Raw genomic sequence first — 12,617 nt, forward strand, 5'->3', positions numbered from 1 at the left:
ACCGGCGCGACGCTCAGGCGCAGAACGGCGGCAGCTCGCGCGGGTCCCCGACGGGCGCCCAGCGGCCGTCCACCTTCTCGTACTGCCAGCGCGCGCCACGGGCGGCGATCTGGCGCAGAGCGAGCACCACGCGGTCGACGTGCTCCGCCGTGCTGCCGAGGCCCAGGCTGACGCGCACGGCCTGCTGCCCGTCACCGCCGGCGACGCCGATCAGGCGCTTCGTGGCGACGTGCGCGCAGAAGGCGCCGTCGCGGACGCCGATGCCGTATTCGGCCGACAGCACCGCGGCGAGCCAGCCGGGCTCGAAGCCGTCGACGACGAAGCTCACCGTGCCGACGCGGTCGACCGGCGCGTCGAACAGCCGCAGCTCGGCGCAGCCGGGGATGCCGGCCAGGCCCTTGCGCAGCCGCTCCAGCAGCTCGGCCTCGTGCTCGCCGACGGCGTCCCACTGCGCGGCCAGCTGCTCGCACGCGACGCCGAGCGCGTACACGCCGACAGTGTTCGGCGAGCCCGCTTCGTGCCGCTCCGGGCCGGAGTTCCAGACCACGGCCTCTTCGGTGACGAGCTTGGTCGCGCCGCCGCCGGCGAGGTACGGCTGGGCGGCGCGCAGCCAGTCCGCGCGGCCGATCAGCGCGCCGGCGCCGAAGGGCGCGTACAGCTTGTGGCCGGACAGCGCGACGTAGTCCACGTCCAGCTCCCGCAGCGAGATGCGGCGGTGCGGCGCGAGCTGCGCGGCGTCGAGCGCGATGCGGGCGCCGTGTTTCCTTGCCACGGCGGCGATCTCGGCCACCGGGAGCAGCTCACCGGTCACATTGGACGCTCCGGTCACCACCACCAGCCGCGGGCCCTGCGGGCAGTCCGCGAGCGCTTCGTCCACAACGGACACTGCCGCGAGCCGCGTGCGCGGAAGGCTGACGCGGCGGACGTTCCGGCCGCGCCACGGCAGCAGCGCGGCGTGGTGCTCGGTGTCGAACACGACCACGGAGGTGTTCTTCGGCAGGGCGCGGGCCAGGAGGTTGAAGGAATCCGTGGTGTTGCGCGTGAACACGACGGTGTCGGTGCCGCGCGCGTCGACGAAGCGGCGAAGGATGTCGCGGGTGCGCTCGTAAAGCCGCGTCGAGACCTGCGACGCGAAGCCCGCGCCGCGGTGGACGCTCGCGTACCAGGGCAGGAACTCGTCGACGGCCGTGCGCACCGCGTCCAGGCACGGCGCGCTGGCGGCGTGGTCGAGGTTCGCGTAGCCGATCTCGCCGCCGGTCACCAGCGGCACCCGCAGGCCCGCGCCGGCGACGGCCGGGATCCCCTGCGGCGCAACGGTTCCAGCGGCGTCAGTGGTGCCCGTGGTTTCGGCGGTGCAGGTGCGATCGAGGGCGAGAGTCATGAGGGTGCCTCCTCGGCAGTCCGGGGGACCCCCGGCGAGGGGCCCGCGCTTGCCTGCCGCACGACGCGACCGGCCTGGTCCTCACCCGGGGCACCCCACCGCGGTAGGAGGGTTGCCGGCCAGCAAGCCGGGGCTTCGCGCTGGCACTCATGACCTGTTTTCGAAGGTAACCGAACGGAGTGGGTTCGAGCCAGCCCCGTCCCGCGATCTGAGACCGCGGTCACACGTTCGGCGGACTGTTACGGGGTGTCGCGGAACCGGCCGGGCAGCTGGACGAGCTGGCGGTCGGCCAGGTGCGTCGCGGTGCCGTCGTACTGCTCGGCACCGGCGGTGAACTGCCAGCCGCCGATCTCCTTGCCGTCGACGGGCTGGCCGTAAGCCGCCGCGACGGTCGAGGTGAGGCGGGCGTAGGAGACGTTGTCCCAGTCGCCGATGGCGGCTTCACGGTCGTTCGCTTCACGATCGCGGGGTGCGGCTTCGCGATCTCCGGGCGCGGCCTCGCGATCGCCCGGCGCGGCGGCGGTGGCCGGGGCGGCGGGCAGGGTCCAGAGGGTGAAGTGCACGTGGGCGCCGGTGCTGCTGCCCCCGCACGGGAGCGCGTTGCCGGTGGACCCGAGCGGAGCGCCGGCCTCGACCTGCTCACCGTCGGTGACCTGGATGGCCTCCATGTGGTAGTAGCCGGTCCGCCAGCCGCCCGCGTGGTCGATGGTCACCCAGTCGCCGCCGGAGCAGTGCTGCAGGTGGACAGTCCCGGCCAGCGGCGCGCGCACGGTCCGGTCGGCGGGGCTGAAGTCGATGGCGTTCTTGACGCCATCGGACCCGTCGTCGGAGTGGATGCCGGCCGAGTAGACCTGCTGCCCCAGCGCGAACGGGAACGCCATCGCCGGGAACGCCGTGGCCGGGGATGGCACCGTCGGGGACGGCGCCGACTCGGCCGCCGCGGGGCCCGCGAGCAGCACGCCGGCTGTCAGCGTCAAGACGGCGGCAGCGGTGGTCGTGGTGCCCCAGCTCCGAAGTTTCGTCACCCTGCGTACTCCTTTGGGTCAGCCTTCCCCCGTTCGATGGAGTCGAACGGGCGGAGGTTAACCCGAAAGGGCGACATTTGGGAATGATCACTGCGAAATTCGCGTGAAACCGAGGTGTGGTGCCGCGGACGGGTGGGGGGCGCTCGCCGCGAGCCGACCTGCGGAGGTTCACCTCACCCCGTGGGCCCGCGGGCGGTGATCAGAACGCACTGGTCGGCGACGTGCGCTCCCCCGCTCGGGTCAGCGGCCGGGCTCATCACACCAGCAGGTCAGCCGCCCAGCTCCCGCCGCCGGCGGGTCAGCGGCCGTCTTCCCCACGCCAGCGGGCCAGGCGCCCGGCGCGGTCCACGGCGCGGATCCGGCGCTCCACCGCCTCCCGGACGCTCGCGGTGGTCACCACGAGGAGCTGGTCGTCCACCTGCAAGCGGCTCGTCTTCTGCGGGGTGAAACCCGCGCCGGCGCGGACGATCAGGCTCACCGTGGCGCCGGCGGGCAGGCCCAGCTCCGAGAGGTACACCCCGTGCAGCTTCGAGCCCTTCTGGATGCGCACCTGCAGCAGCTCGGCGCCCAGCTCGTCCAGCGGCGCGGCGTCCACCTCGATCTCGTGGGCCTCGGCCGGCTTGGCGAGGCCCAGCAGCCGGGCGAACGGGCCGAGGGTGGCGCCCTGCAGCAGCGTCAGCACGATGACCAGCACGAATACCGCGTCGACCAGCTGTTCGGCGCCGGGGACGCCCTCCGAGAGCGGGATCATCGCGAGCACGATCGGCACGGCCCCGCGCAGGCCGGCCCACGACAGGAACGCCTGTTCTCGCCACGGCAGCCGGAACGGCAGCATCGAGAGCACCACCGACAGCGGCCGCGCGAGCAGGAGCACCACCGCGCCCGCGACGAGGCCGGGCACCAGCGTCTCCAGCAGCCGGCTCGGCGAGGCGAACAGGCCGAGCAGCACGAACAGCCCGATCTGCGCGAGCCAGCCGAGCCCTTCGGCGAACGAGAGCGTGTCCGAGCGGTGCGGCAGCTTGGAGTTGCCCAGCACCAGCCCGGCGACGTACGTGGCGAGCAGGCCCGAAGCGTGCGCCAGCTGCCCGGACGAGTACGCCACTATGCAGACCGCGACCGTCGCGAGCGGGTACAAGCCGGTGGCCGGCAACGCGGCCCGCCGCAGCGCCATCGCGCCCAGCCAGCCGAACAGCAGGCCGATCCCCAGGCCCGCGGCCAGCTCGTACACGACCAGCAGCGGCAGCGACCAGTCCACCGCCTCACCGGACGCGAGCACGACGACGGCGATGTACGCGGGCGCGTCGTTGATGCCGGACTCCAGCTCCAGCGTGCCGACGATCCGCTTCCCCACCCCGGCCGAGCGCAGCACGGAGAACACCGCCGCGGCGTCGGTCGACGCGAGCACCGAGCCCCACAGCAGCGCGAGCCGCCAGTCGAGGCCGAGCAGCCAGTGCAGCGCGGCGCCGGTGATCGCGACGCTCAGCACAACGGCCACTGTGGACAGTACGATTCCCCGCCCCAGCGACGGTTTCACCGCGGACCACCGGGTGGTCAGGCCGCCTTCGGTGAGGATCATGACCAGCGCGGCGAGGCCGAGCGACTGGGTCAGGCCGGGGTTGTCGAACCGGATGCCGAACCCGGATTCGCCCAGCACCACACCGATCGCGAGGTACAGCAGCAGCGACGGGAACCCGAGCCGGATCGAGACGCGCACGGCCACGACGGACGCGAGCAGCACGACGCCGCCGATCCCCAGAAGCACGGGAAGCTGGTCCATCGTCCGCTCCTCCCGGTCTCCTCTGGCGTCCAGGATAGTGAGCGGGGTGTTCACTCTTTCGTGTACCACCGGATAATTCGGACAAGTGGCATGCTAGGGCGCGGCACCGGGCGCCGTGAGATCAACACCGAGCGCCGCTCTGTCCACTCCGGACAGTCACCCGGCAATCCGGCCCTGGCTACTTCACCCCGGCCAGGAACTTCGCGCCCAGTGTCACGGCGGGGCCGGAATCGTTGGCGCCCTCCAGGAAAACCACGAAGGCGACGTCGCCGCGGTAGCCGGTGAACCAGCCGTGGGCCTCGGCGCCGGAGCCGAACTGGGCGGTGCCCGTCTTGCCGAAGACGGTGCCGGAGCGGGACAGGCCGGTCGCGGTGCCGCCGGTGACCACCTCCCGCATCATCGTGCGCACCGAGGCCAGCACGCCCGCGGGCGGCGCGGTGTACCGCGTCGACACCTTGGTCGCCAGGTCCGGGTCCGACCACAGGCTCGGCGTCACGGCCTTGCCCGCCGCCACCGTCGCGGCCATCAGCGCCTCGCCGAACGGGCTGACCTGCACCGTGCCCTGGCCGATGCCGTCCTCGACCTGCTCGTCGGCGCCCGCGGCCGCGACCACCTTGCCGGCCTCGGTGGCGACGCCGGGGATGTCGAAGTCCGCGTTCAGGCCGTACTGGCTCGCCGCCTTCGCCAGCCCGTCGGCCGGCAGCTGCGAGGCGAGCGTCCCGAACGTGGTGTTGCACGACTTCGCGAAGGCCCGGTGCATCGGGACGGTGCCCAGGTCGAAGCCCTCGTTGGAGATGGTCCGGGTGCCGATCCGCGCGGTCAGCGGGCACGGCAGCGACGCGTCCGGCGTCGCGATCCCGGCTTCCAGCGCGGCCGTCGCCGTCGCGATCTTGAACGTCGAGCCGGGCGCGTACAGCCCGCTCAGCGCGGACGGCCCGGTGCCGGCCGCGGCGTTCTGCGCCACCGCCAGAATCCCGCCGGTCGACGGCTGGATCGCCACGATCAGGGCCTTGCCGCCGAAGCCGTCCACGGCCGACTGCGCCGCCGACTCCACCCCTGCGCTCAGCGTGGACTTCAGCGCCTGCACCCCGCTGGTGGTCTTGCCGAACAGCGTCTCCAGGTTCTTGCCCGCCGTGTCCACCCGCTCGACCGCGAACGAGTCCGACGCGGTGGCGTGGACCTGCCCGGTCAGCGCGGACTGCAGCAGCGGGAACGCCGCGCCGTCGGCCGCGCGGGTGCCGCCGGGGCCGGTCACGAGGATCGGCTTGCCGTCACGGTCGACCACCACTGGCTCGTCCCCCGCCGAGGTCGCGACGACCAGTCGTTGCCCGGCCTGCAGCTTCGGCTGCAGCACCGCGAGCGTCCAGTGCACCCGCCATTCCGAGCCGGACTGCACGACGTCGAACGTGCCGTCGTAGGACCACACATGGCCGGCGCCGAGCGTCCAGGTCGTGGTGTACGCGGCGGACGCCTTGTTCCCGGCAGCCGCGCCGACCTGCCCGACTTTGGCCTGCACCCCGGTCGGCCGCAGCGTGGCCCAGGCGTCGCGCAGGGCGGCGGCCGAGCCGGACGGGTCGTCGGTCAGCCGGCTCGCGCCGTCGGCGTCGCCTGCGGCGAAGGCCTTCAGGTACTGCTCCGCCGCCGAGGCCGGGTCCGGCGCCAGCACGCCGGCCACGGTCGATTCGTCCGACGGCGATGACGCCGCCGGCGCCGGGCTCCCACCGCTGAGCAGCACCACCGCCGCCACGACGATCGCGACCACCGCGACGGCTCCCCCGATCAGCACGCCTCTTTTGCCCGCAGGACTCACCGTGAACTCTCCCCTGGCCCGTGCGGCGTTCGCGCACCCGGCCCAGCTTGCCCATCGCACGGGGGGCCATGGCGTTACCGGGGAAATGCCGGCTCGGCACCGAGGACCGGCCCTGAAGGCCACCATGAGGGACATATAGGCCCTCATGGTGGCCTTCAGGGCACCGGTCAGGCCTTGGCGACCGCCACACGCACCTTCACGCCGTCGCCGACCACACCCTCGAAGCCGCCGGGGGCCTCGCCGTAGGACACCGCCGTGGCCAGCGTCTCGGCGGCGGCGAACTCCTCGTGCTTGCGAGCGGCCGCGACCGTGGCGTCCGGCGCGTCGATCACCAGGGTGATGCGGTCCGCGACGTCGAAGTCCGCGTCGCGCCGGGCCTGCTGGACAACACGCACCAGGTCGCGGGCCACGCCCTCGTCGGCGAGCTCGGCGGTCACCTCGGTGTCGAGCACGACCAGCCCGGTCCCGCCGGGCAGCTCCGCCGCCGCGCCGCCGTCCTTGGCGACCAGGCGCCGCTCGTACTCGCCGTCGCGCAGCTCGACGCCGGCCGCCACGATCGCGCCGCCGGGGCCGGTGGTCCAGTCGCCCGCCTTGACGGCCTTGATCACCTTCTGCACGTCCTTGCCCAGCCGCGGTCCCGCCGCCCGCGCGTTGACCGCGACCTCGGCCGAGCCGTGCGCGGCCACGTCGGTGGTCAGCTCCACGGACTTGACGTTCACCTCGTCCCGCAGGATGTCGGTGAACTCCCGCAGCGCCTCGACGTCGCCCGCCGCCACCACCAGCCGTGCCAGCGGCAGCCGCACGCGCAGCTTGTTCGCCTTGCGCAGCGACAGCGCCGATGACGCCACCTGGCGCACCCGGTCCATCGCGGTCACCAGTGCCGCGTCCGAAGGCAGGTCGAGCGAGTTCGGCCAGTCCACCAGGTGCACCGAGCGGCCGCCGGTCAGCCCGCGCCACACCACCTCCGTGGTCAGCGGCAGCAGCGGCGCGACGACCCGGCAGGTCACCTCGAGCACCGTGTGCAGCGTGTCGATCGCGTCCTGCTCACCGGCCCAGAAGCGGTCGCGGGAACGGCGGACGTACCAGTTCGTCAGCACCTCGAGGAAGTCCCGGACGGTCTGGCAGGCGCCGGCGATGTCGTAGTTGTCCATCGCGTACTCGACGTCGGTGACCAGCTCGTGGGTCTTCGCCAGCGCGTACCGGTCGAGCAGGTGCGCCGAATCCGTGCGCCACTTGCCTTCCACGCCCTCGGCGTTCGCGTACAGGGCCAGGAAGTAGTACGAGTTCCACAGCGGCAGCACGGCCTGGCGCACGGCGTCGCGGATGCCCCGGTCGGTGACGACCAGGTTGCCGCCGCGCAGGATCGGGCTCGCCATCAGGTACCAGCGCATGGCGTCGGAGCCGTCGCGCTCGAACACCTCGTTGACGTCCGGGTAGTTCCGCAGCGACTTGGACATCTTCTGCCCGTCCGAGCCCAGCACGATGCCGTGCGAGACGCAGGTCCGGAACGCGGGCCGGTCGAACAGCGCCGTGGCGAGCACGTGCAGCAGGTAGAACCAGCCGCGCGTCTGGCCGATGTACTCGACGATGAAGTCGCTCGGGTAGTGGTGCTCGAACCACTCGGCGTTCTCGAACGGGTAGTGCACCTGGGCATACGGCATCGAGCCCGAGTCGAACCAGACGTCGAGCACCTCGGGCACGCGGCGCATGGTCGAGCGCCCGGTCGGGTCGTCCGGGTTGGGCCGGGTCAGCTCGTCGATGTGCGGCCGGTGCAGGTTGTCCAGCCGCACGCCGAAGTCGCGCTCCAGCTCGTCGAGCGAGCCGTAGACGTCGGTGCGCGGGTACCCCGGGTCGTCGGACTGCCACACCGGGATCGGCGTGCCCCAGTAGCGGTTGCGGGAGATCGACCAGTCGATGGCGTTCTCCAGCCACTTCCCGAACTGGCCGTCCTTGACGTTCTCCGGGTACCAGGTGATCTGCTGGTTCAGCTCGACCATCCGGTCCTTGAACTGCGTCACCGCGACGAACCACGAGGACACCGCGCGGTAGATCAGCGGGTTCCGGCAGCGCCAGCAGTGCGGGTAGGAGTGGTCGTAGGTCTCGTGGCGCAGCAGCAGCGCGCCCTGCCGTCCCGCCGAACCCGTGCCGTTCTTGAGGTCGCGGACGATCTCCGGATTGGCGTCGAACACCTGCTGCCCGGCGTAGTCGGGCACGGTGGCGTCGAACCGGCCGTGCGCGTCGACCGGCGTGACCGGGGCGATCCCGGCGGCGTCGGTGACCACCTTGTCCTCGGCGCCGTAGGCGGGCGCGATGTGCACGATGCCGGTGCCGTCGCCGGTGGTGACGTAGTCGGCCGAGAGCACCCGGTGCGCGTTCTCGGTGCCGGTGAAGTACGGGAACGGTGGCGCGTAACGGTTTCCGAGCAGCTGCTCGCCGGTGTAGTGCGCGACGACCGTCGGCTCTTCGCCGAGCTCACGCGCGTACGCGGCGACGCGCGCTTCGGCGAGCAGGAACCGTTTGCCGGGGAAGTTCTCGCTCTCCACCACGACGTAGTCCACCTCGGGGTGCACCGCGGTGGCGAGGTTCGACGGCAGCGTCCACGGCGTTGTCGTCCAGATCAGCAGGTACGTGCCGTCGAGCTCGTTTTCGTTGCCCTCCAGGCGGAACCCGACGGTGACGGCCGGGTCCTGGCGGTTGCGGTAGACGTCGGCGTCCATGCCCAGCTCGTGGTTGGACAGCGGGGTCGCGTCCCGCCAGCAGTACGGCAGGACGCGGTAGCCCTCGTAGACGAGTCCCTTGTCCCACAACCGCTTGAACGCCCACAGCACCGACTCCATGTAGGTCACGTCGAGCGTCTTGTAGTCGTTGCCGAAGTCGACCCAGCGCGCCTGGCGGGTGACGTAGTCCTGCCACTCGTCGGTGTAGCGCAGCACGGACTCGCGCGAAGCCTCGTTGAACTTCGCGATGCCCATCTCTTCGATCTCGGACGTCTCGGTGATGCCGAGCTGGCGCATCGCCTCGAGCTCGGCGGGCAGGCCGTGGGTGTCCCAGCCGAACCGGCGCTCGACGTGCTTGCCCTTCATCGTCTGGTAGCGCGGGACGATGTCCTTGACGTAGCCGGTGAGCAGGTGGCCGTAGTGCGGCAGGCCGTTGGCGAACGGGGGGCCGTCGTAGAAGACGTACTCGTTGTCGCCGTTCTCCCCGGCGGGCCGCCGGTCGATCGACGCCTGGAACGTCCGGTCGGTCTCCCAGTACTCGAGGACGCGCTGCTCCAGCGCCGGGAACGACGGCTGGGACGGGACCGTGGTCTCTCCGTCCAGCTGGGCCTGGGGGTACATCCGGGTGCGCTCCTTGCGTTCGTCGCTCGCGTACGGACGGCCGGTGCCTCACCGGTCGCCCACACGGGGACGAGACGCTCGCGCGTCACGCGGTACCACCCCGCTTGCCCGGGCGCGAACTTCCGCCCCGGGCCACTCGTGGACGGCTGTCACGGGCCGCACCCGTCCGGTTCTACTGGGGGCGCGCCGCACCCTGTTCTTCCGGAGGCTCCCCGGTGATGGCCGGATCGACGCCTTGCTGACACCAGGTTAGCTGGCCGGCACAAGCGGCTTCGCGGTGACCCGGTTTTGAAATGATCCCGCGCGGTGATCACGAACAGGCCGAGGCCGGAGCCGCCCCGTGGTCAGAGGAAGTCCGCGGTCCGGCGGCGGGGCAACGTCACCCAAGTGAGGGCGGCGCCCGCGAGCCACAATGCGGCGGCCACCACGCCGAGCACGTGCAGGCCGTGCACGAACTCGCCGCGGGCGGCCGGTTCTCCCGCCACCGCACCGAAAACGGCCACGCCGAGCGCGCCCCCGGCCTGTCGCGCGGTGTTGTTGACCCCGCTCGCGACGCCCGCGCGCGACGACGGCACGTCCGCCACCGCGGCGGTGACGACGGCGGCGGTGAGCAGCCCCATGCCCAGCCCGAGGCCGAGCAGCGTCGGCAGCACCGTGCCGTAACCGCTGGAGTTCCCGACGCGCAGCAGGTTCAGCATGCCCAGCGCGCCGAGCACGAACCCGGCGACCATCAGCGGCCGTGGGCCGAACCGGCCAGTGAGCCGTCCGCTCAACGGGCCGAGCAGCGAGAGCGGGACGAACAGCGGCAGCACGGCCATCGCGGCGCCGAGCGGGGACGCGCCGAGCACCCGCTGGAGGTAGAGCGTCAGCACGAGGACCGCAACAGTCCGCCGAACGCCGTGCGGGACACCAGGTTCGCACCCATCGTCTGGCGCGAGCGCAGGACGTCGAGCGGTAGCATCGGCTCCCGCGTCCGGCGTTCGACCGCCACGAACGCGACGGCGGCGGCGACCGCGAGCACCGCGGCGAAGGGCTGCCCCGCGATCACCGCGTAGACCCCGGAGCCGAGCGCGACGGCGGCGGTCGCCGCACCCGGCACGTCGACGCGCCCCGGTTTCCGGACGCCCGGCGGGACGAGCCGCCGCGTGGCGACCGCGGCGACGGCGACAACCGGCACGTTGAGCCAGAACACCGGCCGCCAGCCGGCCAGCGAGACGAGCACGCCGCCCAGCAGCGGGCCCGCCGGCAGCGCGAGCGCCGACACGCCCGCCCAGACACCCAGCGCACGAGCGCGTTCACGCCGTCCGGGAAAGGCCGCGGTGATCACGGCGAGAGTCCCGGGCAGCAGCAGCGCGGCGCCGACCCCCTGCCCGGCGCGGGCCGCGACGAGCCAGCCGGCGCTGCCCGCGAGCCCGCACAGCGCGGACGCCGCGCCGAACACCGCGAACCCGGCGAGCACCACCCCGCGATGGCCCAGCACGTCGCCGAGCGCGCCGCCGGTGAGCAGCAGCGCGGCGAGCACCACGGAGTAGCCGTCGACCACCCACTGCAGCTGCGCGAGCCCGGCGTTCAGCTCGGCGCCGATGGTGGGCAGGGCGACGTTGACGACGGTGACGTCGAGCTGTACCAGGAACATCCCGGCGCACATCGTGATCAGGACGGCGGATCGCATGGTCCCCAGTGGACCGTGCGAACGCTTCCGTCGCGGTGGAAGTGTGCCGGGTGCACCCTGGGAGCATGCTCGAAGGAGACGCCGACATCGCCCGCACGGCCGCGCTGTTCGCCGACCGGGCGCGGGTGCGCGTGCTGCTGGCGCTCGCGGACGGCCGTTCGCTGGCCGCGTCCGTGCTGGCGGGCGAGGCCGGGCTGTCCGCGCCGGGGGTGAGCGCGCACCTGGCCAAGCTGCTCGAAGCGGGCCTGGTCACCGCGGAACGCTCCGGGCGGCACCGGTTCTACCGGCTCGCCGGCCCGGCGCCGGAACTGCTGGAGACGCTGGCGCGGTTCTCCCCCGCCGGGCCGGTGCGTTCGCTGAAGGAGGGCACGCGGGCACAGGCGCTTCGTGCCGCGCGGACCTGTTACGACCACCTCGCCGGACGGCTGGGCGTCGCCGTCACGGCGGCACTGCTGGAGCGGGAAGCACTGGTCACTGTGGATGGTCAGCCGAGCACTGTCCGTCGCGCCGGGGACCGGATTTCCGCGCAGCTCAAGGAACATCCGTACGCGCTGGGCCCCGCCGCCGAGACCGTGTTCGGCGCGCTGGGGGTGGACCTCGCCGCGGCGTCGGCGAGCCGGCGCCCGCTGCTGCGCTTCTGCCTCGACTGGAGCGAGCAGCGCCACCACCTGGCGGGCGCACTGGGCGCGGCGCTGACCGACCGCTTCCTGGACGCGGGCTGGCTGCGCCGGCGCGCGGAAGCCCACCGCGCCGTCCGCCTCACCCCCGAGGGCGCGGTGGCTCTGCGTGACGTGCTGGGCGTGACGACCTGACGCAGCGGCGAACGCGCGGGATTCAGCGGTGGGCGGCGGCGAGCACGGCGTCCGGGCCGCAGCGGGAACACGGGGTGAAGCCGAGCTGCCGGGCCTCGCCGACGGCGATCGGGATGGTGTCGCGGCCGGAGAGCCAGCCGCAGTCCACCAGGTGGTAGCGGGGGAACTCGTCGACGACGACCACCTCGTCCTCGAGGTCCGAGACGATCGCCAGGTCCTCCTCGTCCGTCTTCTCCTCGCCGGGCGCGTTCTCGCGGGCGGCCGCCGCGGCGGCGGAATCCGGCCTGGTGACCTTGGTCGCACCGAGCGCCGATCCGGCGGCCGCAGCCCCGGCGGGCGCCGTGGATTCCGCGGCATCGGCCGCGGCAGGGGTCTCGGCGGTGGTCTCGGCCGCCGTCTCGGCCACGGCCGGGGAAGCGGCTTCGGGCTCGTCGCCTTCCGGCTCGATCACCGGGTCCGGCACGTCCGCCGGGTCGCCGAGTTCACCCGTGGCGGGGAGGAGAGTGGTCGGCTCCGCGTCGTCCTCGACCGGATCTTCGGCGGCGTCGCCTGAGTCCGCTGTGTCCTTCGCGTCGGCCGTGTCCTCCGTGGACGGTTCGGCCTCGGCGGCGGCGGACCGCTTCCGGCGGCGCAGCCAGTCGAAGAGCAGGATCAGCCCGGCGAGCACCGACAGGCCGATGGAGACCCAGGCCCACAGCGAGGTGGCCGTGATGAGGGCCGTGACGAGCAGCGCGAGCGCCGCCAGCACCAGAATGAGGACGATGTAGAGCACGCTGAATTACAGCACGAACCGGCGGAATAC

Annotated in this window: 9 protein-coding genes and 1 riboswitch; of the genes, 1 reads left to right on the top strand and 8 read right to left on the bottom strand. The window is 72.8% G+C overall.

Annotated features, from left to right (window positions below):
* Window positions 1-13 precede the first annotated feature (13 nt).
* The 7 genes from OG943_RS20495 to OG943_RS20525 all read right to left on the bottom strand — a co-directional run bounded on the left by OG943_RS20495 (window position 14) and on the right by OG943_RS20525 (window position 11,003).
* Window positions 14-1,381, bottom strand: a complete 1,368-nt coding sequence (locus OG943_RS20495; RefSeq protein WP_328611398.1) for an aminotransferase class V-fold PLP-dependent enzyme — start codon at window positions 1,379-1,381, stop codon at window positions 14-16.
* A gap of 40 nt (window positions 1,382-1,421) precedes the next feature.
* Window positions 1,422-1,536: riboswitch (SAM riboswitch) on the bottom strand.
* An 84-nt stretch (window positions 1,537-1,620) separates the two neighbouring features.
* The gene (locus tag OG943_RS20500; RefSeq protein ID WP_328611399.1) at window positions 1,621-2,406 is read right to left on the bottom strand and encodes a M23 family metallopeptidase; all 786 of its coding nucleotides are present in this window, start codon (window positions 2,404-2,406) and stop codon (window positions 1,621-1,623) included.
* Between the two features lie 298 nt (window positions 2,407-2,704).
* Window positions 2,705-4,183, bottom strand: coding sequence for a potassium/proton antiporter (locus OG943_RS20505; protein ID WP_328611400.1), 1,479 nt, complete (start codon window positions 4,181-4,183; stop codon window positions 2,705-2,707).
* 178 nt (window positions 4,184-4,361) lie between these two features.
* Window positions 4,362-5,969, bottom strand: a complete 1,608-nt coding sequence (locus tag OG943_RS20510; RefSeq protein WP_328611401.1) for a penicillin-binding transpeptidase domain-containing protein — start codon at window positions 5,967-5,969, stop codon at window positions 4,362-4,364.
* 191 nt (window positions 5,970-6,160) lie between these two features.
* A complete protein-coding gene (ileS, locus tag OG943_RS20515) occupies window positions 6,161-9,331 on the bottom strand; it encodes an isoleucine--tRNA ligase (RefSeq protein ID WP_328611402.1) in 3,171 nt (1,056 codons plus the stop codon).
* Between the two features lie 344 nt (window positions 9,332-9,675).
* Window positions 9,676-10,203, bottom strand: coding sequence for an MFS transporter (locus OG943_RS20520; protein ID WP_328611403.1), 528 nt, complete (start codon window positions 10,201-10,203; stop codon window positions 9,676-9,678).
* Window positions 10,197-11,003 carry an MFS transporter gene (locus tag OG943_RS20525; protein WP_328611404.1) on the bottom strand — a complete coding sequence of 269 codons (807 nt, stop codon included), beginning with the start codon at window positions 11,001-11,003 and terminating at the stop codon, window positions 10,197-10,199. Before OG943_RS20525 ends, OG943_RS20520 begins: the two co-directional genes overlap by 7 nt.
* Before the next feature lie 65 nt (window positions 11,004-11,068).
* Between OG943_RS20525 and OG943_RS20530 the strand changes: the two genes are divergently transcribed.
* Entirely contained in the window at window positions 11,069-11,815 is a 747-nt protein-coding gene (locus OG943_RS20530) for an ArsR/SmtB family transcription factor (protein ID WP_328611405.1), read from the top strand.
* Between the two features lie 22 nt (window positions 11,816-11,837).
* On the opposite strand, the gene OG943_RS20535 is transcribed toward OG943_RS20530, so the two are convergent.
* Window positions 11,838-12,587 carry a hypothetical protein gene (locus tag OG943_RS20535; RefSeq protein ID WP_328611406.1) on the bottom strand — a complete coding sequence of 250 codons (750 nt, stop codon included), beginning with the start codon at window positions 12,585-12,587 and terminating at the stop codon, window positions 11,838-11,840.
* Window positions 12,588-12,617 lie beyond the last annotated feature (30 nt).

The organism is Amycolatopsis sp. NBC_00345, from assembly GCF_036116635.1.
Taxonomy (GTDB): Bacteria; Actinomycetota; Actinomycetes; order Mycobacteriales; family Pseudonocardiaceae; genus Amycolatopsis.

What these genes read in the sequence shown, in the direction of transcription:
- OG943_RS20495 (WP_328611398.1), bottom strand. Translation starts at nt 1,381, where the DNA reads ATGACTCTCGCCCTCGATCGCACCTGCACCGCCGAAACCACGGGCACC.
- OG943_RS20505 (WP_328611400.1), bottom strand. Translation starts at nt 4,183, where the DNA reads ATGGACCAGCTTCCCGTGCTTCTGGGGATCGGCGGCGTCGTGCTGCTC.
- ileS (WP_328611402.1), bottom strand. Translation starts at nt 9,331, where the DNA reads ATGTACCCCCAGGCCCAGCTGGACGGAGAGACCACGGTCCCGTCCCAG.
- OG943_RS20525 (WP_328611404.1), bottom strand. Translation starts at nt 11,003, where the DNA reads ATGCGATCCGCCGTCCTGATCACGATGTGCGCCGGGATGTTCCTGGTA.
- OG943_RS20530 (WP_328611405.1), top strand. Translation starts at nt 11,069, where the DNA reads ATGCTCGAAGGAGACGCCGACATCGCCCGCACGGCCGCGCTGTTCGCC.